This is a genomic window from Hydrogenophilus thiooxidans (assembly GCF_019049855.1).
Taxonomy (GTDB): domain Bacteria; phylum Pseudomonadota; class Gammaproteobacteria; order Burkholderiales; family Rhodocyclaceae; genus Hydrogenophilus; species Hydrogenophilus thiooxidans.
The window spans coordinates 27876-51633 of sequence record NZ_JAHLSY010000010.1 but is presented as its reverse complement, the minus strand read 5'-3'; the positions used below and the strand labels follow the sequence as shown (position 1 = coordinate 51633).

19 protein-coding genes are annotated in these 23758 nt (G+C 63.7%); 4 read left to right on the top strand and 15 right to left on the bottom strand.

The annotated features are described in order from the left end of the window. Position 1 precedes the first annotated feature (1 nt). The 6 genes from KUL93_RS06510 to tsaE are packed head-to-tail and all read right to left on the bottom strand — an operon-like array spanning position 2 to position 6694. Entirely contained in the window at positions 2 to 484 is a 483-nt protein-coding gene (locus tag KUL93_RS06510; RefSeq protein WP_217126265.1) for an FKBP-type peptidyl-prolyl cis-trans isomerase, read from the bottom strand. Beyond that, positions 481 to 990 carry a signal peptidase II gene (gene lspA / locus KUL93_RS06505; RefSeq protein WP_430408204.1) on the bottom strand — a complete coding sequence of 170 codons (510 nt, stop codon included), beginning with the start codon at positions 988 to 990 and terminating at the stop codon, positions 481 to 483. Before lspA ends, KUL93_RS06510 begins: the two co-directional genes overlap by 4 nt. After that, positions 987 to 3824, bottom strand: coding sequence for an isoleucine--tRNA ligase (ileS, locus tag KUL93_RS06500; protein ID WP_217126309.1), 2838 nt, complete (start codon positions 3822 to 3824; stop codon positions 987 to 989). Before ileS ends, lspA begins: the two co-directional genes overlap by 4 nt. A gap of 10 nt (positions 3825 to 3834) precedes the next feature. Continuing rightward, positions 3835 to 4806 (bottom strand): bifunctional riboflavin kinase/FAD synthetase, encoded by a 972-nt coding sequence (locus KUL93_RS06495; protein ID WP_217126263.1) that lies wholly within the window; start codon positions 4804 to 4806, stop codon positions 3835 to 3837. Positions 4807 to 4859: 53 nt separating this feature from the next. Next, positions 4860 to 6233, bottom strand: a complete 1374-nt coding sequence (locus tag KUL93_RS06490) for an N-acetylmuramoyl-L-alanine amidase (protein WP_217126262.1) — start codon at positions 6231 to 6233, stop codon at positions 4860 to 4862. Next, entirely contained in the window at positions 6215 to 6694 is a 480-nt protein-coding gene (gene tsaE, locus KUL93_RS06485) for a tRNA (adenosine(37)-N6)-threonylcarbamoyltransferase complex ATPase subunit type 1 TsaE (RefSeq protein ID WP_217126261.1), read from the bottom strand. Before tsaE ends, KUL93_RS06490 begins: the two co-directional genes overlap by 19 nt. 17 nt (positions 6695 to 6711) lie before the next feature. Here tsaE and queG point away from each other — a divergent pair, with 17 nt between their 5' ends. Both queG and murI read left to right on the top strand, forming a co-directional pair. Next, positions 6712 to 7803 (top strand): tRNA epoxyqueuosine(34) reductase QueG, encoded by a 1092-nt coding sequence (gene queG / locus KUL93_RS06480; RefSeq protein ID WP_217126260.1) that lies wholly within the window; start codon positions 6712 to 6714, stop codon positions 7801 to 7803. 12 nt (positions 7804 to 7815) lie between these two features. Further along, positions 7816 to 8649: a glutamate racemase gene (murI, locus tag KUL93_RS06475; RefSeq protein ID WP_217126259.1), complete on the top strand. Its 834-nt coding sequence runs from the start codon at positions 7816 to 7818 to the stop codon at positions 8647 to 8649. A 4-nt stretch (positions 8650 to 8653) separates the two neighbouring features. Here murI and KUL93_RS06470 read toward each other — a convergent pair whose 3' ends face one another. The 8 genes from KUL93_RS06470 to KUL93_RS06435 form a co-directional block, all read right to left on the bottom strand. Further along, a complete protein-coding gene (locus KUL93_RS06470) occupies positions 8654 to 9514 on the bottom strand; it encodes a sulfurtransferase (protein WP_430408203.1) in 861 nt (286 codons plus the stop codon). Between the two features lie 20 nt (positions 9515 to 9534). Further along, positions 9535 to 9900 (bottom strand): SpoIIAA family protein, encoded by a 366-nt coding sequence (locus KUL93_RS06465; RefSeq protein ID WP_217126257.1) that lies wholly within the window; start codon positions 9898 to 9900, stop codon positions 9535 to 9537. A 190-nt stretch (positions 9901 to 10090) separates the two neighbouring features. Beyond that, a complete protein-coding gene (aceA, locus tag KUL93_RS06460; protein WP_217126256.1) occupies positions 10091 to 11386 on the bottom strand; it encodes an isocitrate lyase in 1296 nt (431 codons plus the stop codon). A gap of 135 nt (positions 11387 to 11521) precedes the next feature. Continuing rightward, positions 11522 to 13132 carry a Na/Pi cotransporter family protein gene (locus KUL93_RS06455; protein ID WP_217126255.1) on the bottom strand — a complete coding sequence of 537 codons (1611 nt, stop codon included), beginning with the start codon at positions 13130 to 13132 and terminating at the stop codon, positions 11522 to 11524. 27 nt (positions 13133 to 13159) lie between these two features. Continuing rightward, positions 13160 to 13639: a ribonuclease E activity regulator RraA gene (rraA, locus tag KUL93_RS06450; protein ID WP_217126254.1), complete on the bottom strand. Its 480-nt coding sequence runs from the start codon at positions 13637 to 13639 to the stop codon at positions 13160 to 13162. A 7-nt stretch (positions 13640 to 13646) separates the two neighbouring features. Next, entirely contained in the window at positions 13647 to 15971 is a 2325-nt protein-coding gene (clpA, locus tag KUL93_RS06445) for an ATP-dependent Clp protease ATP-binding subunit ClpA (protein WP_217126253.1), read from the bottom strand. Positions 15972 to 15973: 2 nt separating this feature from the next. Beyond that, on the bottom strand, positions 15974 to 16282 hold the full coding sequence (gene clpS / locus KUL93_RS06440) for an ATP-dependent Clp protease adapter ClpS (protein WP_249419312.1): 309 nt from the start codon (positions 16280 to 16282) through the stop codon (positions 15974 to 15976). Positions 16283 to 16306: 24 nt separating this feature from the next. Then, entirely contained in the window at positions 16307 to 17515 is a 1209-nt protein-coding gene (locus tag KUL93_RS06435) for an amino acid aminotransferase (protein WP_346731667.1), read from the bottom strand. A 26-nt stretch (positions 17516 to 17541) separates the two neighbouring features. Here KUL93_RS06435 and uvrB point away from each other — a divergent pair, with 26 nt between their 5' ends. Together uvrB and KUL93_RS06425 are read left to right on the top strand one after the other, a co-directional pair. After that, positions 17542 to 19692: an excinuclease ABC subunit UvrB gene (gene uvrB / locus KUL93_RS06430; RefSeq protein WP_217126250.1), complete on the top strand. Its 2151-nt coding sequence runs from the start codon at positions 17542 to 17544 to the stop codon at positions 19690 to 19692. Positions 19693 to 19721: 29 nt separating this feature from the next. Beyond that, entirely contained in the window at positions 19722 to 20216 is a 495-nt protein-coding gene (locus KUL93_RS06425; RefSeq protein ID WP_217126249.1) for a low molecular weight protein-tyrosine-phosphatase, read from the top strand. Here the strand turns inward: KUL93_RS06425 and KUL93_RS06420 are convergent. Then, positions 20213 to 23437, bottom strand: coding sequence for an Rne/Rng family ribonuclease (locus KUL93_RS06420; protein WP_217126248.1), 3225 nt, complete (start codon positions 23435 to 23437; stop codon positions 20213 to 20215). The genes KUL93_RS06425 and KUL93_RS06420 overlap by 4 nt on opposite strands. Positions 23438 to 23758 lie beyond the last annotated feature (321 nt).

Genomic DNA, 23758 nt, shown 5'->3' with positions numbered 1-23758 from the left:
GTCAGCAGACTCCGATGATTTCGACTTCGAAGCGAATGGTCTTGCCCGCCAGCGGGTGGTTGAAATCGACGACCCCCCATTCGTCGTCGAGTTCCACGACGACACCCGCGTAACGGGAACCGTCGGGTGCCGCGAACGAGAGGATCGTGCCCACTGCGGCGGTGTCGTCGGGAAAATCGGCGCGACGAACCCGTTCGATCAGGTCGTCGCGGCGCGGCCCGAACGCCGCTTCCGGCGGTAGGGTGAAGATGTGGCGGCTGCCAACGGGCAGGCCGACGAGGAGTCGTTCGAATTGCGGGGCCAGGGTGCCGTCGCCCAGTTGCAACGTTGCCGGCGTCGCTTCGAAGGTACTCACCATCGGGACGCCGTTCTCTAACGTGATGCGGTAGTGGAGCGTCACCAGATGGTGCGGTGCGACACATGCCGGGGCGTCGGTGTCGGGTTTTGAGTGCGACGCGTTCGCCGGGGTAAGGGGTTCGTTCATCGGTCTTTCCTGAGATGCCAGAGGAGCAACGCCACGCCAAGGGTAATCGCGCTGTCGGCAAGGTTGAAGGCGGGCCAGTGCCACGCGCGGTAGTGAAAGAGCAGGAAGTCGTGGACGGCGCCGTGGGCGACGCGATCCCAAGCATTGCCGAGTGCGCCACCCACGATCATACCGTACGCGGTCAAGAGGGTTTTGCGGGTGGCGGTGCCCGCTTCCCACAGCAGCCAAAGCGAGACGGCAAGGGCGATCGCTAAAAAGAACCACCGCTGCCAGCCCGCGGCGCCGGCAAGGAAGCTGAACGCCGCGCCCGGGTTGTAGACGGAGACGAGTTGGAAGAAGGGGGTGACAACAAGCGCTTCGCCCGTGGGTATGGTTGCCGCGATGATCCATTTGCTCAGTTGGTCGAGCGCGAAAACCAGCGCCGCGATGCCTACGACCCGAAGGCGGCGCGTTGCCGCCGTCCCCGATGGCACGGAGGGTGCGGGTTCGGGAAACGCGGGGTTTATGCCCACAGCCGGGTTTCTCCAGAACCCGTGAGGTTGGTTTGGCAGCGGCCGCAGAGGTCGGGGTGCGCCGGGTCGCTGCCGACGTCGGGTTCGTAGTGCCAGCAGCGTGCGCATTTCCCGTGCGGCGATTTGCGTGCTTCGACCCGCTCTTCCTCCGCGGTCGCCACTTCGACCACTTCGGCGCGCGAGACGATGTACGGGAAGTGGAGTTCGCGCCCAAGCGCTGCCAAGGCTTGGTACCGCGCCCCGGCGGCAAAGAGGGTGATCTCCGCTTCGAGGTTTGCGCCGATTTCGCCCGCTTCGCGTTTTGCTTCGATCGCTTTGGTGACCCGTTCGCGGGTATCGAGCACCCAGTGCCAGCGTTCGCGCACTGCGTCGGCGTCGGGGATTGCGGGCAGTTCGTACCAGGTGTGGAACATCACACTCTCTTCGGGGTTGCCGGTGAGGTGTTCCCAGACCTCTTCCGCGGTGAATGGCAAAATTGGCGCCATCCAGCGGACGAACGCATGCAGGATGTGGGTGATCGCGGTCTGGGCGCTTTTGCGCGGGTGTCCTTGCGCGGGGGTGGTGTAGAGGCGGTCTTTGAGGACGTCGAGGTAGAACGCCCCAAGCGTTTCCGAGGCAAAGTGCATCATCGTCTGGACGACGCGGTGAAACTCCATCGCCTCGTACGCGTCGGTGATCTGCTGTTGCGCCGTTGCGGTTGCCAGGATCGCCCAGCGGTCGAGGTCGACGAGCGCCTCTGGCGCGACCGCTTCGCGCGTCGGGTCGAAGTCGGCGATGTTCGCGAGCATGAAGCGCAAAGTGTTGCGCAACCGGCGGTAGACTTCGACGACCCGTTGCAGGATCTCTTTCGAGATGGTGAGCTCACCGGAATAGTCGGTGCTGGCGACCCAGAGGCGCAGGATGTCGGCGCCGAGGGTGTCACACACCTCTTGCGGCGCGACGACGTTGCCGCGCGATTTGCTCATCTTGCGCCCTTGCCCGTCGACGACGAAGCCGTGGGTGAGGAGCGCGTCGTAAGGGGGGCGACCGTCGATCGCACAACCGGTGAGGAGCGACGAGTGGAACCACCCGCGGTGCTGGTCGGACCCTTCGAGGTACATCGCCGCAGGGTGGCCGAGCTCGGGATGGGAGCCACGCAAGACGTGCAGGTGCGTGGTGCCGGAGTCGAACCAGACGTCGAGGGTGTCGGTGACTTTTTCGTAGTCGCGCGCTTCGTCTCCCAGAAGCTCTGCAGGGTCGAGTGTAAACCACGCTTCGATGCCCTCCTGTTCCACGCGTTGCGCAACCGCTTCCATGAGTTCGACGGTGCGCGGGTGAAGCGCCCCTGTCTGCTTGTGGACGAAGAAGGGGATCGGGACGCCCCAGTGGCGCTGTCGTGAGATGCACCAGTCGGGACGGTTCGCGATCATCGCGTGCAGCCGTTGTTTACCCCAAGCGGGGTAGAAGCGGGTGGCATCGACGCCGGCAAGCGCCCGGTCGCGCAACGTGGTGGGGTGGTTGTCGCGCAGGGGATCGGGGCGAGGCAGGTCCATCGCGACGAACCACTGGTTGGTGGCACGGAAGATCGTCGGCGTTTTGTGGCGCCAACAGTGTGGGTAACTGTGGCGGATCGGCGCGTGCGCAAGCAGCGCCCCGGCAGCTTCGAGCGCGGCGACGATCTTCGGGTTCGCTTCCCAGACGGAAAGGCCGCCGAATTCCGGCAGATCAGGGGCGAAGCGCCCGTCGCCTTGAACCGGAGTGAGGATCGCCTCTTGGGGGAAACCCGCGGCGATCCAGACGCGGAAGTCGTCTTCCCCATAGGCGGGGGCCGAATGGACGATGCCGGTGCCGGTGGCGAGCTCGACGTAGGTGTCGGGCAGGACGGGTGAAGCGCGATCATAGAGCGGATGGCGGAACGTGACGCGCGCAAGCGCCGCCCCCTGACACGCGCCGAGCGTTTCGACTTCTGAGGCGGAAAAGCCGTAGCGCGCCAATGCCGCATCCTTCAGTTCTGCGGCCAGGATCAGGCACCCTTTCGGGGTGGCGACAAGTTCGTACCGGTATTCGGGATGGACGTTGAGTGCCTGGTTCGCCGGGATCGTCCAGGGAGTAGTGGTCCAGATCACGGCTAGAATCGGCTGCTGCGGCGCTTCGGCAAGGCCAAACGCTTGCGCCACACGCGCCTGTTCCGCCGGGTCGAGGGGGAACGCGACGTCGATTGCCGAAGCGGTGCGCTCTTCGTACTCGATCTCCGCTTCCGCGAGCGCCGACCCGCAGTCGAAGCACCAATGCACGGGTTTGAGACCGCGCACGACGAAACCGGCGGCGACCAGGCGGGCGAGCGCGCGAATTTCGTTCGCTTCGTTGGCGTAGTTCATGGTGAGGTAGGGGTTGTCCCAGTCACCGAGCACCCCCAAGCGGATGAAGTCGCGCTTTTGCCGTTCGATCTGTTCCGCTGCGAATTCGCGGCACAGCCGCCGCACTTCGCTGCCGGGTAGGCCGCGCCCGTACCGTTTTTCGATCTGGTGTTCGATGGGCAGCCCATGGCAGTCCCACCCCGGAACGTAGGGGGCGTCGTATCCCGCGAGGGTTTTCGAGCGGACGATGATGTCTTTGAGGATTTTGTTGACCGCGTGGCCGATATGGATATCCCCGTTCGCGTACGGCGGGCCGTCGTGAAGCACAAACTTTTTCAGGCGGCCCCGACACCGCTCGCGGATCTGTGTGTAGAGCCGTTTCTCTTGCCACGCCGCGACCCAACCCGGTTCACGTTTCGCGAGGTCGCCGCGCATGGGGAACGGCGTGTCGGGGAGGTTGAGGGTTTGGCGGTAGCCCTTTCCGTTAGCCATCGATCGACTCCTAATCCAATGGGTATTGCGTGGGGTGCGTTGCGTGCCAGCGTCGCGCCGCGGCGATGTCGTCGTGGATTTGTGTCGTGAGCGCAGCAAGCGACGGGAAGCGCTGTTCGTTCCGCAGTTTGGCGGCGAAATGGACGGTGATCCGCTTGCCGTATGCGTCACCGTGCCAATCGAGGAGGTGCGCCTCCAGTGTGGGGGAGAGCAGAGGGCAGGATGCGCGATCGGCTGGGTGGCGCTGCGTGACGGTAGGGCGTACGCCGACGTTGATCACCGCCGGTTCTGGCCGATTGCCCAGACCGGTGACCCAGCCGACGAAAACGCCCGAAGGAAGCGCTTGCCGTGGTGCGATCAGTAGGTTCATCGTCGGAACGCCGATTTGGCGGCCGAGTTGTGCGCCTGGGTGGACGCGTCCGGTGACCGCGTACCAACGCCCAAGCAGCACCGCGGCGTGTTCGACGTTGCCCGCATCGAGCGCGGTGCGCACGGCGCTCGAGCTGATGCGTTCGGGGCCTAACGTAAGGGTCGACATCGCTTCGACGGTAAAGCCGAAGCGATCGCCAGCGTCGAGCAAGGTTTCCAACGTGCCGGCGCGATGGGCGCCGAAGCGAAAATCGTCGCCGACGATCAAATGGCGAACCATGAGACGTTCGACCAAGAACGCGATGAACGCCTCAGGCGACCACTGTGCGATACGGCGGGTAAAGGGGAGGATGTGCAGTTGCGCGATCCCTTCCCGCGCAAGCAGTGCTGCTTTGTCACGCAGCGGGGTGAGACGCGGGGGGGCACTGGTCGGTGCCAACCGCTCGCGCGGGTGGGGTTCGAAGGTGAGCACCGCAGGGGTGAGTTGTCGTGCTACCGCACGGTCGCAGACCAGGCGCAACAACGCCTGGTGTCCGCGATGGACGCCATCGAAATTGCCGACGGTGAGCGCGGTCGGTGCAAGGCTGGGCGCATGGCCCCGCAGGATGCGCATCGTCCTCTGAGTCTGCTTTCGGAAAACGCCCAATTATACCGGTATTCCGCGGATCAACTTGCGGGGTCGCGGCTCTTGGCGGCGAGCATCAACGCACGAGGACGCGGCGCGTGGCGTTCGAGGTAGCGCTTCACGCCGCGGTAGATCGCTTCGGCGAGCTGTTCTTGGTAGTCTGCACTCTTTAGTCGCCGTTCTTCGGTGGGATTGGAGATGAACGCCAGCTCGACGAGTACCGACGGGACGTCGGGGTTACGCAGGACTGCGAAATTCGCGGTTTCGACCTCGGGGCGGTGGGGGGGGCTTACGCGCGCGAGCTCGGCGAGCACCGCTTGCGCGAGGCGCAACGAGTCGGTGCGGGTTGCGGTGATCGAGAGGTCGAGGAGCGTAGCGGCGACATGGTCGCTGCGCGCTGCCAATTGGACGCCGCCGATGAGGTCGGATTGGTTCTCTTTTTGCGCGAGCCACTTCGCTGCGGTGCTCGAGGCACCGCGGTCGCTGAGGGCATAGACCGAGCTCCCGGCGACGTCGGGGCGCACGAAGGCGTCGGCGTGGATCGAGACGAAGAGGTCGGCTTGGGCGCGCCGGGCGCGGTTCACCCTTTCCCCCAACGCGATGAAGTAGTCATCGCTGCGCGTCAGCACCGCGCGCGTTTTCGGGTCGTCGTCGAACCGCTTCTTGGCGCGCCGCGCCACCGCCAACACCACGTCCTTTTCCCGGGTACCGTGACGACCGATCGCGCCGGGGTCTTCGCCACCGTGCCCGGGGTCGAGGACGATCACGTATGGGGCGTCCTGTTCCGGTGGTTTCGGTTGTGGCTTACGCGGGTTGGTTGCCCGGTTCGCTTGGGTTTCGGCGGGTCGCCGCGGGGGCGTTTCGCTGAGGACCGGCGTGTCACTTTCCGTCCGCTGCCGTTTGTCGAGTTCGGCCAAGAGCCGCGCGACGGGGTCTTGCGGTTTTTCGGGATAGAGGTCGATCACCAGGCGGTATTGATAGGGATCGATGGGGTCGAGAAGGAAGATCTGCGGGACGACTGCTTGCTTCAGGTCGAAGACGATGCGGGTGGTCTCTGGGGTGAACTGCCCGACGCGGACCGCGGCGATATAGGGGTCGTCGGGTGCGATATGTTCTGCAAGGGCACGCAAAATCGTTTGGACGACCACCCCTTTGAGGTCGATCACAAGGCGCAGTGGATTTTCTAGTAAGAATGCTTCGTGTTCGAGTGCGGCGCTGGCTTCGAGCGTGACGCGTGTGTATTCCTCTGCGGGCCAAGCGCGAACGGCGACGATGCGCGGTGGCGACGCGGCGATGAGGCGTGTCGGCAGCCAAGTGAATGCCGCAAGGAGCGTGGCGCGGGAGAGAAAGGCGCGGCGTGCCGCTTGGACGCGGGACAACGCGGCTGCGGGGGTGGCTAGCCGAGCGCTGGCCACTGCCGCTTCGCCGCAGTCGAGCAGGCGCCCAGGGTCAGCAGCCGACTGCCCGTCGCTTCGATCGCGATCCGAACCTGCCAGTCGGGGCTCGGTAGGTAGGGGTGCGCTTTTTCGGGCCATTCCACCAAGCAGAGGTTTTCCGGTTGAAAGTATTCGTCGAAGCCGCCCCAGCGGAACTCTTCGGGGTCGGCGAACCGGTAGCAGTCGAAATGATAAACTGGAACAGCGAGATCTGGGTAGGGTTCGACCAAGGTATAGGTGGGACTTTTGACCGGTCCGTGATGGCCGAGCGCGTTGAGGAGTGCCCGTACGAAGGTGGTCTTGCCGGCACCCAGCGGCCCGGTCAGCGTGACGATGCCGCGGGTCGCGACGAAGCAGGGGGCAACGCGTCGCGCGAACGCGCCGGTTTCGGCTTCGTTTTCGAGGTGCGCGGTTGTGGTAAAAGAGGCGTCGGTATTCATGGGGGCGATGGGTGTCGATGGCAGGAACGGTTCGCGATTGGGCACAGATCAAAGCAGCGTTGTGGCGCGCGGCGGAGTCGCTCGGGTTTGCCGCGATGGCGGTGAGCGACGTCGACCTCTCCGCGGAAGAGCCGAAACTCCTTGCGTGGTTGCGCGAAGGGTACCACGGCGAGATGGATTATATGGCAAAGTGGGGGACGCTGCGCGCGCGCCCCGCCGCGTTCGTTCCAGGCGCGCAGCGCGTCGTCTCGTTGCGTTTTCCCTACTGGCCCGAGCAGGCGGCGCCGGCCGAAGCGGTGCTCGCCGACCCGTCGCGCGCTTATATTTCGCGGTATGCGCTGGGCCGAGATTACCACAAGGTGGTGCGCGCCCGCTTGGCGAAACTGGAAAACGTCCTGAAAACGTTGGCGCCAGAACACCAAGGGCGGGTCTTCGTCGATTCGGCGCCGATATGGGAGGTGGCGCTCGCCGCGCGCGCGGGTTTGGGGTGGCGCGGAAAGCATACGCTGTTGCTGACACGCGAAGGGTCCTACTTTTTTCTGGGCGAACTGGTCACCAACCTGCCGTTGCCGGTCGACGCGCCGCAACGTGCGCATTGTGGGCGATGCGTGCGTTGTCTCACCGCGTGTCCAACGCAGGCGATCGTCGCGCCCTACACGGTGGATGCGCGGCGCTGCATTTCGTACCTGACGATCGAACATCCTGGATCGATTCCGGAGTCACTGCGGCCGCTCGTTGGCAACCGAATCTATGGCTGCGACGATTGCCAATTGGTCTGTCCGTGGAATCGTTTCGCGACGCCGTCACAATGCTCCGACTTTCAGCCGCGGCATGGGCTCGATGCGCCGCGGTTGGTCGAACTGTTTGCTTGGCGCGAACACGAATTCCTGGATCGTTTCGCGGGTTCTCCGATTCGGCGCATCGGCTATCCGCGTTGGTTGCGCAATTTGGCCGTGGCGTTGGGTAACGCCCCGACGACCCCAGATGTGGTGGCGGCGCTCAGGCAGCGCGCCGACGACCCGTCGCCGCTGGTGCGCGAACACGTCCAGTGGGCGCTGGCGCGCCATCGCGGCCAGGGTGGTACGGTACAATCCGTTCCATTTGCTTAGTGACGCGGGGCGATGGCGCAGACGATGGGCAGGCAACCGGTGAGCAATGCACCGATCGGTATCTTCGATTCGGGGGTTGGGGGGCTAACGGTGGCGCGGGCGGTGATGGAGCGGCTGCCTAATGAAGCGATCGTCTATTTCGGTGACACCGCGCGCGTGCCCTATGGGGTGAAGTCGGCGCAGACCATCCGGCGGTATGCTGCGGAAATCACCCGCTTTTTGTTGCAGCAAGAGGTGAAGCTCCTCATCATCGCGTGCAATTCGATGGCCGCGGTCGCTGCGGACACAGTAGCGGGTTTGGCGGCCGGCGTGCCGGTGCTCGACGTGATCGACGCCGGGGCACGGGCGGCTGCGGAGATGACGCGGCGCCGGGCTGTTGCGGTGATCGGCACGATGGCGACTGTGGATAGCGGCGCGTACGCGCGACGGATCCATGCGTACGCACCCGACGTGCGGGTGCATGCGTGGGCGTGCCCGCTCTTCGTTCCGTTGGTCGAGGAGGGGTGGGTCGATCATCCGGTGACCGAACAGGTGGCACGGGAATATTTGGCGCCGCTCACCTCGGAGGCGGTGGATACCCTGGTTTTGGGGTGCACGCACTATCCGTTGCTCAAACCGCTGTTGCGCCGCGTCGCGGGGCCGGAGGTGGCGTTGGTCGATTCGGCGGTTGCCGTTGCCGAAGCCGCCGCGCAGGTGCTGGCGGAACAGGCGCTCCTGCGCCGTGAAGCGGCTGCGCCCCAGCATCACTTCTACGTTTCGGACAAACCCCCGCGGTTTCACACCCTGGCCGAGCGCTTCTTGGCGCGGTCGCTGCCCGAGGTAGAGCGGGTGGTGTTGGAAGGGTGAGGGATCAGGATGGGGTGCGGGCGACGGGGCGCGAGGGGTCGGCGCACCATTCGCTCCACGAACCGGCGTACAACTGGCCGAATGGCATCCCGGCATGCGCCATTGCCAGCAGGTTGTGGCATGCGGTGACGCCTGAGCCGCAGTAATGGATGGTCTGTTGTGGCGGGATCGCGCCCAGCAACGCAGCAAAGGCGGCGCGCAGCCGTTCCGGTGGCAAGAAGCGCTCGGTTTCTGGGTCAAGGTTTTCCCGGTAGAAACGGTTGACGGCGCCTGGGATGTGGCCCGCGACGGGATCGATCGGTTCGTGTTCACCGCGATAGCGTTCGGGGGCTCGGGCGTCGATGAGTAGGACCCCGGGGTCGTCCAGTGCGGCCCGTACCGTCTGGGCGGTGGCAACCGGCAGATGCCAATCATCGAGTGTGATCGGGGCGGTGGGAACGGGGGTTGCGGGTTCCGCAGTGCTGGGTAACCCTGCTTCACACCAAGCGCGCCAGCCGCCATCGAGGACGGCGGCCGAAATGCCGCATGCGCGCAACATCCACCATGCGCGGCTGGCCATCAAGCCGTCTGCTGCGTCGTAGACGATCACGGGAGTTTGACGCGTGATGCCGCTTGCAGCCAGTAGCGCGACGAACGATTCGGGCGACGGCAGCGGATGGCGGCCGTTACGCCCCGACGGTGGGGCAGAGAGGTCCCGTTCCAGATGCCAGTAGCGTGCCCTCGGAAGATGGGCGGTGCGGTACGCGGCTTCGCCGAGTTCGGGGTTGGCAAGGTCGAAACGGCAATCGATCGCGACCGCGTTTCCTTCGTTGAGCCAGCGGTACGCCGTGGCATTATCGATCACGGTAGCGGGAAAAAGGCTCATCACGGCCATGTGCGTTTCGGTCAATCCGCTGGGTTCGTCACGGGTTCGTCGAGCCAGGCGCGTGCAGCGTCTTCGTCGGTGAAGGTGCGGATTTCGGCATGGACGAAAAAGCGCTCGATCCAGGCGATCCACGTGAGCCAATCGTCGTCGGTGAGAATCGCGATGCGGTCGAACGCGTCGGGGTGTGCGCGGGTGAATTTGAGCTCTTCCCACGCCACGTCGATGGTGTAAGAGATCATCTGGCGTAAGTCGAGAAGGAGCCGCACCGGGCCGTGGAAGCGGTTCGCGTATTCGATCTGCTCTTCGAATGCGCGAAAGTCGGCAAGGGTAAATTCGCCAAAGACGGTGGCTTCGACGCGATCGTCGTGGGTTTCGAGGGTGATCATTGGGGTAAGGTCTCCTTGGTGTGGCCGTACTTGGTGGAAGGATACTGAGTTCGTGTCGATTTGTCCATCTGCGGCGTGCATTTCGCTCGGACACGAAAAAGGGTAGCCCCTGGGGCTACCCAACCGTTTTTGTCTCCCTCTGGCATGGGCGAGGCACGGATCGCGCCATGCCGTGCCTCTCACGGGCTGATCAGTGGAACTGCTCTTCTTCGGTGGAACCGGTGAGCGCGGTGACGCTCGACTGACCCCCTTGGATGACCGTGGTGACGTCGTCGAAGTAACCGGTACCCACTTCGGCCTGGTGGGCGACGAAGGTGTAACCGCGTTCGCGGGCCGCGAATTCGGGCTCTTGCACTTTCTCGACGTAGGCGCTCATGCCGCGACGCACGTAATCGTACGCCAGGTCGAACATGTTGTACCACATGCTGTGGACACCGGCAAGCGTGATGAACTGGAATTTGTACCCCATCGCGCCGAGTTCGCGTTGGAATTTGGCGATCGTGGCGTCGTCGAGGTTCTTCTTCCAGTTGAACGACGGCGAGCAGTTGTACGCGAGCATCTTGCCGGGGAACTTGGCATGGACCGCTTCGGCGAATTTTTTCGCGAATTCGAGGTCGGGCGTACCGGTTTCACACCAGACGAGGTCGGCGTACGGCGCGTAGGCGAGTGCGCGCGCCACCGCTTGCTCGAGACCCTTCTTGGTGCGGTAGAACCCTTCGGCGGTGCGCTCGCCGGTGAGGAACGGTTTGTCGTATTCGTCGTGGTCCGAGGTGAGCAGATCAGCGGCTTCGGCGTCGGTACGCGCGATCACCAGCGTGGGCACGCCGCAGACGTCCGCAGCCAGCCGCGCGGCGATCAGTTTCTGCACCGCTTCAGAGGTGGGAACGAGCACTTTCCCGCCCATGTGGCCGCACTTCTTGACGCTTGCGAGCTGGTCTTCGAAGTGCACCCCAGCGGCGCCCGCACGGATCATGGCCTTCATCAGTTCGAAGGCGTTGAGTACGCCTCCGAAACCCGCTTCGGCGTCGGCGACGATCGGGGCAAAATAGTCGATCCACCCTTCGTCACCTGGGTTGAGCCCTTTGGCCCATTGGATCTCGTCGGCACGTTTGAACGCGTTGTTGATGCGTTCGACGACCACCGGCACCGAGTTCACCGGGTAGAGCGACTGGTCGGGGTACATCGCGCGGTATTCGTTGTTGTCCGCGGCAACTTGCCAGCCGGAGAGGTAAATCGCTTTGATCCCGGCTTTGACCTGTTGCATGGCTTGGCCGCCGGTGAGCGCCCCGAGCGCGTTGATGTAGGGCTCAGTGTGGAGCAATTTCCAGAGTTTTTCTGCGCCCATGCGCGCGAAGGTGTATTCCGGTGTCACCGAACCGCGCAGACGCACGACGTCTTCGGCGGTGTAGGTGCGGGTGATCCCTTTCCAGCGCGGGTTTTCGGCCCAATCTTTTTTGATCGCTTCGATCTGCTGTTGACGGTCCATGATTGCGTCCTTTCGGTTACGAATGTGCCAAGTGGCGACGGGATTGATGATACCGTGCTTGTTGCGCCGCGTCAAGTATCTTATATAAGACATAAGAGACAAAAACGCGCGAAGTCGAGAACGTGTGCGGTTGGGTCAGGTATGTGGCGTTTTTTGCGGTGTGAGGGGTGGGGGTGTGCGCGTGATGCCTTTGCGTAGTTGTTGCAGACCACGGTGGATCGCGCTTGTTGCGCGCAGTTGCGCGTCCATTGCGGCGATGGAGAGCGCTGCACGGCTGCCGGCGGTCAGGAGCGCGGCTTTGAGGTTTTGGTACGCGGCTTCCATGGCGTCGTCTGATGGCCCGGCCGCTTCGAGGGGTGCATGGGTGGCGGTGGGCAGCAGCGCCAGCGCCGCGGTGCGAAAGCGTTCCCATGCGGCCATCACGGACGGGTCGCGTTCGTCGTATTCGCCCCAAGCGTGCGCACCCTCTTCGGCAAACCGCGCCGCGCTTTCATAGTAGCGAGCCACACGCAAGAGCCGTTCGCTGGTGTCGATCAATTGCGGTGTGAGCGTTCCTTGGTTCATTGCGGCGATGAAGCGGGCGATTGCGTGGGTGAGGGTTCGCACCGCATGGACCGCGGTTGGGTCGGGTACGGTTCCGACGATCGCCCGTTCGAGGATCGCTGAGGCCATGTCGCGCAGACGCACCAGTTCGTGTTGGAGCGCAGAGAGTGCCAGGTCAGGGATGGTGACGAGCGTGTGGTCGAGGTAGCGGGGTTGCGCTTCGTCTTCTTCGCGCGTACGGAAGTGACGTTGCAGCCAAGCGGCCATCGGGTTGGCGAGTGGCCAGATCAGAACGACACCCAGGACGTTGAACAGGGTGTGGAATAGCGCGATCGCGATCGCAGGGTCGCGTTCGGCTCCGCTCCACGCAGTGAGCGCGGTGGTCACGGTAACCAGGGCAGGGAGGATGAGGAATGCGACTACTGCGGTAAGGGTGTTGAAGAGGATGTGGGCGGCTGCGGCGCGTTTGGCGTTCGCCGTTGCGCCGATTGCGGCCAGGAAGGCTTTGACGCTGGTGCCGAGGTTCGCGCCGATCACCATCGCGGCGGCGCTCGAGAGGTCGATGAGGCCGCTGTGGATTGCGGTGAGGATGAGCGCCGTGGCGGCACTCGAGGAGAAGAGGAGAAGGGTGAGTACAAACCCAGCGCCGGTTTGCGCCATGAGCAGAAGCGGTCCGTCACCGATGGGTAGTGTCACGTGCGCTGCAGCACCGCCCAAACCACTCTTGAGAAGATCGATCGCGGTGATCAGCAGACCGAAGCCAGCCAACGCCAACCCCAGCGCGCCACGGCGGCTGCTCTTGCCGGTCAGGTGGAAAAACGCGCCGATTGCAACAAGCGGCAACGCCCACGATTCGAGCGCCCACTCGAAGCCAACCAAGGTGACGAGCCAGCCGGTGACAGTCGTGCCGATGTTGGCGCCAAAGATGACCCATAGGGATTGGTGAAGGGTGAGCAACCCGGCATTGACAAAGCCGATCGTGGCAAACGTGACGAGCGACGACGATTGGACGAGCGCGGTGATGAGGATGCCGGTACCGAGTCCACGCCACCGGGTATCGGTTGCACGACTGAGCAGGCGCTGGAGGTTGGGACCTGCGGCCAGGCGAAGGCCGTCGGTGAGGAGCTCGAGACCCAGCAAGAAAAAGCCCAACCCGCCAGCAAGCGCGAGCCAAGGGGCGGAGGGGGTCGCCAGTTCGGTCAAGGGCGGCTGTGCCCCGTTTTCCTGGGATCAGAGGAGTGGGCGCGGCGCGACGATCACGCCGTCTTCGTCGGCATAGACAAAGTGTCCGGGCGTGAAGGTGACCCCGCCAAAGGTGACGGGAATGTCGCGTTGTCCCTCGCCCCGTTTCACGGTTTTGAGGGGAATCGTGCCCATGGCCCAGACGCCAAGCGGCAGCTGCGCGATGGCGCGGGAGTCGCGGATCGCGCCATAGACGATCACGCCTGCCCAGCTATTTTGGACTGCCAGTTCCGCGAGCTGATCGCCAAGGAGCGCGCGGCGCAGGCTGCCGCCGCCGTCGATCACGAGCACTGCCCCTTCGCCCGGGGTTGCCAGCGTTTCCCGCACGAGCGCGTTGTCTTCGAAGATTTTGAGGGTGCGGATTGGGCCGCCCGCGCAGCGCGCGCCGCCGTAGGAGCGCAGGATTGGCGCAAGTACCTGGAGTTCGCTTTCGAAGGCGTCACAGAGGTCGGTGGTTTGAAAGGTCATCGCTGCGTCATCCTTCGGCTTCGACGACAGGGAGGTGATCGGAAGTTTCGCCGTCTTCCGGGAAGCGAAGCACCACCTTTTCGTGGTCGTCGATGTCGATCGTCACTTCGCCACCGTGGGCCAGACGGCCGAAGAGGAGTTCGTCTGCGAGCGCTGCGCGGATCGTCTCTTGAATGAGGCGCGCCATCGGACGGGCGCCCATCACCGGATCGAACCCTTTCGCAGCGAGCCACGCTTTGAGTTCGTCGGTGAAGTGGGCTTCGACCCGTTTTTCTTGGAGTTGCGCTTCGAGCTGCAGGAGGAATTTATCGACGACGCGTGCAATCACGTCGGGGGTAAGCGGCTTGAACGAGACGATCGCGTCGAGTCGGTTGCGGAACTCTGGGGTGAAGACGCGTTTGAGTTCGGCCATCTCGTCGCCCGCTTCGCGCTTCGCGGTGAAGCCGATGGCGCTTCGCTGCATCGTTTCTGCGCCCGCGTTGGTGGTCATGATGAGGATCGTGTGGCGGAAATCGGTGCTACGGCCGTTGGCGTCGGTGAGCGTTCCGTGGTCCATCACCTGCAAAAGCAGGTTGAAGACGTCCGGGTGCGCCTTTTCGATTTCGTCGAGGAGAAGGACGCAGTGGGGTTTTTTCATCACCGCTTCGGTCAACAGCCCCCCTTCTTCGTACCCGACGTAACCGGGCGGCGCACCGATGAGGCGGCTTACGGTGTGGCGCTCCATGTATTCGGACATATCGAAGCGCACGAGGTCGATCCCGAGGGTAAAGGCGAGCTGGCGCGCTACTTCGGTTTTGCCGACACCCGTTGGCCCGGAGAAGAGGAACGAGCCGATGGGTTTGTTGGGGTTGCCGAGTCCGGCGCGGTTGAGTTTGATCGCGCGCACGAGCTGTTCGATCGCTTCGTCCTGCCCGAACACCACCTGTTTGAGGTCACGTTCGAGGGTAGCGAGCTTTTGCCGGTCGTCGTGGGCGACGGCGCGGGGCGCGATTCGGGCCAGTTTGGCAACCACCGCTTCGATTTCCGCTTTGCCGATCGTCTTTTTCTGCTTGCCTTTGGGGAGCACTTTTTGCGCGGCACCTGCTTCGTCGATCACGTCGATCGCTTTGTCGGGGAGTTGCCGGTCGGTGATGTAGCGCGCGGAGAGTTCGGCGGCAGCTTGCAGTGCCGCAGCGGTGTATTTGACGCCGTGGTGCGCTTCGAAGCGCTCTTTGAGCCCTTTGAGGATCGCGACCGTGTCGGCAACCGACGGTTCGGTGACGTCGATTTTTTGAAAGCGGCGCGAGAGCGCGTGATCTTTGGCGAAGATCTGACGGTATTCGTTGTAGGTGGTGGCGCCGATGCACCGCAATTGCCCCTTCGCAAGCGCCGGTTTCAAGAGGTTCGAAGCGTCCAGGTTTCCGCCCGAGGCGGCGCCGGCGCCGATCAGCGTATGGATTTCGTCGATGAAGAGAATCGCCCCCTCTTGTTCCTGCAATGCTTTGAGGACGTTTTTCAGCCGCTGTTCGAAATCGCCGCGGTATTTGGTTCCCGCAAGCAGGGTTCCGAGGTCAAGCGCATAGACGGTGGCGTGCGCAAGCACTTCGGGGACTTCGCCGTCGACGATCCGTTTCGCGAGCCCTTCGGCGATCGCGGTCTTGCCCACACCGGCTTCGCCCACGAGCAATGGGTTGTTCTTGCGCCGACGGCAAAGGGTCTGCACGACCCGCTCAAGTTCCGCGTCGCGACCGATGAGGGGGTCGATCTTGCCCTCTTTCGCAAGTTGGTTGAGGTTGAGGGTGAATTGTTCGAGCGCCGCAGCGCCGTTTGCGGGACGCTGTTCGTCGTCCTCGTCGCTTGCCGCGGGGTTATTCTTGGGGGCGGTAGCTTTGTTGCGTAGGTTCTGCTGTTGCGCGACCCGATCGGGGACGACGCCGTGCGCAAGGTAGTTGGTGATGTCGAGGCGGGTGATTTTGTGCCGCTGCAACAAGTAGAGCGCGTGCGAATCTTTTTCGCCGAAAATCGCGACGAGCACCGCGGCGCCGGTGACGTCCGATTTCCCCGCCGACTGGACGCTGAGGATCGCCCGCTGAACGACGCGCTGGAAGCCCAGGGTGGGTTGGGTGTCGAAATCGCCCTCACCCGGAACGCGCGGGACGTGGGTGTCGATGAACTGCTGTAGGTCACGCCGCAGCCCATCGATGTTGGCGCCGATTGCGCGCAGCGCCTCCGAAGCCGACGGGTTGTCGAGTAGCCCGAGCAACAGGTGCTCGACGGTCACATACTCGTGGCGCATCCGGCGCGCTTGGGCAAAGATCAGATGCAGAGTGACTTCGAGCTCCGGGGCGATCATCGCTAAACTTCCTCCATGGTGCACGCCAAGGGGTGGCCGTGCTTGCGCGCAAACTCGGTGACTTGCGCCACTTTGGTGGCGGCGATGTCTTTCGGGAAGACGCCGCACACGGCCATCCCTTCATGGTGGACTTTGAGCATGATTGCGACGGCGCGTTCCGTGTTCATATGAAAAAAGCGCTGCAGCACTTCCACCACGAAGTCCATTGGCGTGAAATCGTCGTTCAAAAGCAGCACCTTGAAGAGCGGCGGCGGCTTGAGTTCGGTTTCCGCCGCCTGCGGTTCAATGTGCTCGACCGGTTGCACGCTCATGGAGGTCATTCTAGCGAGTCGCAGTCAGCTGCGCAACACTGTGGCGATCGCGTCGGCAACGGTGTCGAGGTTGCGGCTGTTGAGCGCGGCGACACAGATCCGACCCGAGCGCACGGCGTAGATGCCGAAGTCGCGTTGGAGCCGTTCGACCTGTTCCGGTGTGAGTCCGGTGTAGGAGAACATCCCACGCTGCGCGGTGACGAAGGTGAAGTCGCGCCCAGGAACCGCGGCTTCCAGGCGCGCCCGCAGCCCTTGGCGCATCGCTCGGATGCGTTCGCGCATGCCCGCCAGTTCCGTCTCCCACTGCTGCCGAAGCGCCGGGTCGGAGAGCACGGTGCCGACCAACGCTGCCCCGTGGGTCGGCGGGTTGGAGTAGTTGGTGCGGATCACCCGTTTGAGTTGCGAAAGCACCCGCGCGGCTTCGTCGGCGGAGGTGGTGACGATCGAAAGTGCCCCAACCCGTTCGCCGTAGAGCGAGAAGTTCTTCGAAAACGAGCTCGAAATGAACAACGGAATTCCCGCGTCGCAGAAGCGGCGCACGGCAACCGCGTCGGCGTCGATTCCTTCGGCGAAGCCTTGGTAGGCCATGTCGAGGAACGGCACGAGCGCTTTGGTTTGGCAGACTTCAACGACCGTTTGCCATTGCGCTTCGGTGAGATCGGCGCCGGTGGGGTTGTGGCAGCAGGCATGGAGCACGATGATGCTGTGGGCCGGTGCGGCTTCGAGATCGGCAATCATGCCCGCGAAATCGACGCCGCCCGTTTGGGCGTCGAAATAGCGATATTCATGAACGGGGAAACCCGCTGCTTCGAAGATGCCGCGGTGGTTTTCCCACGACGGGGCGGAGATATAGACCGAAGCGTCGGGGACGATCCGCTTGAGAAGGTCGGCGCCGATACGCAGCGCCCCGGTGCCGCCAAGCCCTTGCGCGGTGACGACCCGTTTTTCTGCCAAGAGGGGGGATTGGGGGCCGAAGAGCAGGTGCTGCACCGCAGTGGTGTAGTGCGCTGGCCCTTCGATCGGCTGGTAGCCGCGTGGTTTCGGGTTTGCCGCCATCGCGGTTTCCGCTTCGCGCACGCACGCCAACAACGGAATTTTCCCGTTGTCGTCGTAGTAGACCCCAACGCCCAAGTTCACTTTGTTCGAGCGCGGGTCGGCAGCGTAGGCTTCGTTGAGACCCAGGATCGGGTCGCGCGGCGCAAGCGGGACATTGGCAAAAAGTGACATCGCGATTCTCCAACTTTTGCGATAATGGAAAGATGGTACCTGTGACAGCAAACGATTCTACCACGGCGCTCCCAGGCGATTCTTTGCCAAATCCAGGGGGTGTCCCGCTACGAAACGCAGAGGAGCAGGGGACCTGGCACCGTTTTCCCGGAAGCCCTTTCGTGCTCTACGCCCCATATTCCCCGGCAGGGGATCAGCCGCAGGCGATCGCGCAGTTGGTCGAGGGGCTCGAGGCGGGGCTCGCGCGCCAGGTGTTGTTGGGGGTGACCGGTTCCGGTAAGACCTTTACGATGGCCAACGTGATCGCGCGCCTTGGGCGTCCGGCGTTGGTGATCGCGCCCAATAAGACCTTGGCGGCGCAGCTCTACAGCGAGTTTCGCGAATTTTTCCCCAAGAACGCGGTCGAGTACTTCGTTTCCTATTACGACTACTACCAACCCGAAGCCTACGTGCCGAGCCGCGATCTCTACATCGAGAAGGATTCGAGCATCAACGCGCACATCGAGCAGATGCGCCTGTCGGCAACCAAGAGCCTGTTGGAGCGGCGGGATGTGGTGATCGTCGCCACCGTCTCGTGTATCTACGGGATCGGGGATCCGGTCGACTACCACGCGATGATCCTGCACTTGCGGGTGGGGGAGCAGCTTGCGCGCCGCGCGGCGATCGAGCGGTTGGTCGCGATGCAGTATGAGCGCACCGAGAGCGATTTCGTGCGCGGGACGTTCCGCGTGCGCGGCGAAGTGATCGATATCTTTCCGGCCGAACACGCCGAATGGGCGCTCAGGGTGGAGTGGTTCGACGATGAGATCGAGGCGTTGAAGCTCTTCGATCCGCTCACCGGTGCGGTGGTGCAACAGCTTGCCCGCTTTACGGTCTATCCGTCGAGCCACTTCGTCACACCGCGCGCAACCGTGTTGCGCGCGATCGACGCGATCAAGGCCGAGTTGCGGGAGCGGCGCGAAGCGCTGCTGGCTGCGGGGAAGGTGGTCGAAGCGCAGCGGCTCGAGCAGCGCACGCTCTTCGATCTGGAAATGCTCGAAGAGGTGGGGTTTTGCAAAGGGATCGAAAACTATTCGCGCCACCTTTCGGGGCGCGCGCCCGGTGAGCCGCCGCCGACCTTGATGGACTATTTGCCTCCCGACGCGGTGTTGTTCATCGACGAGTCGCACGTCACGGTGGGACAGATCGGAGGGATGTACCGCGGCGACCGCGCGCGGAAGGCCAATCTGGTCGAGTACGGGTTCCGCCTCCCCAGCGCGATGGACAATCGGCCGCTTACTTGGACGGAGTTCGAAGCGCGAATGCCGCAGACGGTTTTCGTTTCGGCAACACCAGGGGATTATGAACGGGAAACGAGCGACGCGGTGGTCGAACTGGTGGTGCGCCCCACCGGTCTCGTCGACCCGGAGGTGTGGGTGCGGCCTGCGTCGCAGCAGGTCGATGATCTGCTCCATGAAGCGCAGCAGCGCATCGCGCGCGGTGAGCGGGTGTTGGTGACGGTGCTCACCAAGCGGATGGCCGAAGACCTCACCGAGTTTCTCAACGAAAATGGGGTGCGGGCGCGCTACCTCCATTCCGACATCGACACGGTGGAGCGCGCCGAGATCATCCGCGACTTGCGTTTGGGGGCGTTTGATCTTCTGGTGGGGATCAACCTGTTGCGCGAGGGGCTCGATATTCCCGAGGTTTCGTTGGTGGCGGTCTTCGATGCCGACAAAGAGGGGTTTTTGCGTTCGGAGCGGTCGTTGATCCAGACGATCGGCCGAGCGGCGCGCCATGTCCATGGAACCGCGATCCTCTACGCCGATACGGTCACCGATTCGATGCGCCGCGCGATCGAGGAGACCGAGCGGCGGCGGGCCAAACAGATCGCCTACAACGCGGCGCATGGGATTACGCCCCGTTCGGTGGTCAAAGCGGTCAAAGAGTTGATCGATGGGTTGCCTGCATCCGGTGCGGGTGCGGCGGCCCGTGTAAGCGGTCGTGCGGCGTCGCGTGCGGACGGGGATTGGTTGGCTGAGCTCGACCGCAGTGACCCGCAGGCGGTCGCGAAAGCGATTCAGAAGCTGGAGCGCGAGATGAAACGCCACGCCGAGGCGCTCGAATTCGAAAAGGCGGCGGCGTTGCGCGATCAACTGCTGGCGTTGCGGCGGTCGGTGTTCGGGTTCGAGACGGTTGCGTGACGCCGCTCGATTGCGCCTCAGGAGGGAGTATGACAACACCACTTCGTTTGTTGTGTGTGTGCACGGGCAATATCTGCCGGTCGCCGACCGCGGAAGGGGTTTTGCGCCATCTGGCGCAGCAGCGCGGTGTGACGTGGCTGGAGGTCGATTCGGCGGGAACGCACGACTACCATGTGGGGGAACCGCCGGACCCTCGGACGCTACGGGCCGCGCGCGCCCGGGGCTATGATCTTTCGGCGCTGCGCGCGCGGCAAATCTGCCGCGACGATTTTCGCCGCTTCGACTGGATTCTGGCGATGGATCGCAGCCACCTGGCGCTGCTCGAACGGATGCGTCCGCTCGAGGCGCGCGCGCAGCTGGGGCTTTTCATGGCGCATAGCCGCGCGTTTCCCAATTACGAAGTGCCAGACCCTTACTATGGCGGGCGAGAAGGGTTCGAGCAGGTGCTCGATCTCATCGAAGAGGGGGCGAAAGGGTGGCTCGATTGGCTGGAAGCGCGCCATCGAGCCACGCTGAGCAGTTAGCTGCGTCGCGTCTCCACCTGGATGAGCGGTCCTTCGTCGCGTTTCGGGGCGCGCGGGATCACGCGCCCCAAGCCCTCAGGTTGCGGAAAAACCGGTCGATACGTGACGCGGCTGGGGTCGGTTTCGATCCAGACGAGGCCCGCTTGCGCGACCATTTCCCGCAGCGCCGCGGTATCGGTTTCGCGGCGCGGGGCAGGCTTATCCGTAATCTCGTGCGGCTCGTTGCCCTTCGGCGTCTCTGCGTTGCGGGACGATGGCGCGGCGGTTGCGGAAGGCGCCGCGCTGGCGGGCGGCACGCCCGGTTCGGACATTGCCGGCGGGGTTTCGTGGGTGGTGTCGTCTGCGGCGCGCGCTGGCAGGTCCGTTGTCGGCTCAGGGGTGCCAAGCGCGGCTTCCGTTGCCGTGTTGCCGTCACGCGGCTCGCCTTCACTCAGGTTTTGCGAAACCGCTGGACGCCCCGGGGGGATGGCGGCCAGCGAGCCGTCAAGGCGTTCCGGGACCGGAAGCGGCGCAAGCAGCACCGGGGCTTCTTCGGAGCCTTCGGCGTTCGCAGGCGACGCACCGGATTTGGGTTCGGCTGCTTCGGGTGCCGTGGCTTCTGATGCAGCCGGTTGCGATTCGGCACCGGGCTCTGCGCGAGCGGGCACCTGCTTGGCTGTTTCGCCGTCTTGCGGCACGACTGCCGCGGTTGCGCCAGGCTCTGCCTCCGGACGTTGGGTGGTGTCAAGAGCCGTTTCGTCCGCTGCAGTTGGAGTATCTGTCGTTTCGCCAGCAGCGCTTACTGCCCCTACTTCCGTGACTGCTGGCGTAACCGGTACCGGGAGCTGCCGTTCTGGAAGGATGCCGTCGTCAGGTACGCGCTCCTTCTCGGCGTGCTCGGGTGCTGGTGTTGCTATTTCTTCTGCCGCATCGGTGGATGCCGTCACGGCAGGTTCGGTGGCCTCGGGTTGTGCGGTTTCAGCCCCTTTGGCCGCTTCGCGCGCGGTTTCGGCCGGTTGTGCCGATGCTGCTGACGGTGCGGTCGGGGTCGGTTCTTCAGCCGGAAGCTCCTCGGTTGTGTCCGCTACCGCCGAAGTGGTTTCGGTGGTTGCTGCGTCGTAGGTTTCGGTCGGAGCAGTGGTCTCGCTTTCGGCAGCCGACTCTTTGCGCCGTCCTCGGCCGCGGCGACGGCGCCGTTTGCTCGGCGATTCGCTGCCGCTCTCCGGTGTGAGCACCAGTTCCAACGGTTCGGCACCTGTTTCCGATTCAGCCGATGACTCGGGGGACGGTTCGGAAGATTCGCCCGAGGCGCTTTGGGATTGTGGCGGTGCGGCCCACGTTTCGCTGGTCAACGCGTCGCGCGGCGATTCGTCGCTCCGTTTGCGGCGCGGTGGGCGACGTCTGTTGCCGTTGCGGCGACCGTTGCCATTTCGCACCGGTGGCGCGGACGGGCTCGCGGTTTCGGTTTCCGATGAGGTAGCGCTGGTGTCGCCTGGTCCCATCAAGCTTTTGAGCCACGCGAAAAGGCGCTGAAGCAGCGGAGCTTGCTGGGGTGCCTCGGTGGTTTGGGCCGTCGGCGCCGTGTCTGCCGTCGCGTCTTCCGGTGCGTCCGTTGCTCGCGTGACCGGGGGCGGGGCGTCGGGGGCGATCCCTTTCACCGCGGCTTCTTGCTTGGGCGCTTTGCGCTCGGACAGGAGGTTCGTCGGCGCGGTTTCCGGCGCTGGCGGCGTGACCAGTTCGTAGCTCACCAAGCGCACGTCCAGGTTGTCGATTTGGTCGTGGCGCAGCCGCACCACTTCGTGCGCTGGCGTTTCCATGTGCCGGTTGGGGATGATCACGACGCGGACCTGGTGGCGCGCCTCGATACGGGCGACGTCGAACCGTTTTTCGTTGAGCAAAAAGGTGCCGACGTCGACCGGAACTTGAACATAAACCGCGGCGGTATGCTCTTTGATCGCTTCTTCTTCGATGATGCGCAGGATATGCAGCGCGGCCGATTCGGTGCTGCGGATATGACCGGTGCCACTGCAGCGCGGGCAGGGGACATAGGTGCCTTCGGCGAGCGCCGGGCGGAGCCGTTGCCGTGAGAGCTCGAGGAGCCCAAATTTGCTGATGCGCCCCATCTGGACCCGCGCCCGGTCGAAGTGCAGCGCCTCTTTGAGTTTCTGTTCGACTTCCCGCTGGTTTTTCGGGTTTTCCATGTCGATGAAGTCGATCACGATCAGGCCGCCTAGGTCGCGTAGCCGCAGCTGTCGCGCGATCTCTTCCGCCGCTTCGAGGTTGGTCTTGAGCGCGGTCTCTTCGATGTCGGCACCTTTGGTCGCTTTGCCGGAGTTGACGTCGATCGCGACAAGCGCTTCGGTGTGGTCGATTACGATCGCACCGCCAGAGGGCAGGGTTACTTGGCGCGCGTACGCGGTTTCGATCTGATGTTCGATCTGAAAGCGGGAAAAAAGCGGGACATCATCGGCGTACCGTTTGACACGGCGCACACAGTCGGGCATCACGTGCTGCATGAACTGGCGCGCCTGCTCGTAAATTTCGTCGGTGTCGCAGAGGATTTCGCTGATGTCGGGCTGGAAGTAGTCGCGGATCGCGCGGATGACGAGCGCGCTCTCTTGATAGATGAGGAAAGGGGCTTTTTGGGCGTTTGCCGCTTCTTCGATCGCGCGCCAGAGCTTCAACAGGTAGTCGAGGTCCCATTGGAGTTCTTCGAGCGAATGGCCGATCGCTGCGGTGCGTGCGATCAGGCTCATGCCCTCCGGGACGTTGAGCATCTCCAGCATCTGTTTGAGTTCGGCGCGCTCTTCACCGTCGATGCGGCGAGAAACGCCGCCGCCGCGCGGGTTGTTGGGCATCAGGACCAGATAACGCCCTGCGAGCGAAACATACGTGGTGAGTGCTGCGCCTTTGTTGCCCCGCTCCTCTTTTTCGACTTGAACGATCAGCTCTTGACCGACTTCGAGCGCGTCTTGAACACGGGTGCGACCGTTCTGTTCGCTGCTGCGCCAGTAGCTGCGCGCAACCTCTTTGAAGGGAAGAAAGCCATGCCGTTCTTCGCCGTAGTCGACGAAGACCGCTTCCAGACTGGGTTCGATGCGGGTGATGACCGCTTTGTAGATGTTGCCCTTACGTTGTTCGCGGTGGGCGGATTCGATGTCGATATCGATCAGTTTCTGGCCATCTACGATCGCCACGCGCAATTCTTCGGCTTGCGTGGCATTGAAGAGCATGCGTTTCATCGGATTCGGGTCTCCACGAGTCGATGGGCGGGACCCGACAGGAAAGGGGAGGGATAAGCCGTGCGGACCGTGCCGCTTCGCGATGCGCACAGAGGGTTGGCTTAGACCGAAAAGCAGCCGGCACAACGCTCTTACGCCTTAAGGTACAGGCGAGCGCAATGAGAAGAAGCGGGAAGAGGGTCAAAAAAATCGTGTTCACGGATTCCTCGATGGCGCGCTCGAAACCCAATGAGCGCTTCACTTGCTTTCCTTACGTCAGGCACCGCCGAAGAAGGTTGGTCGGGTTCAGTGCGTAACGAAAAAACCGGTCAAGACCCTTTT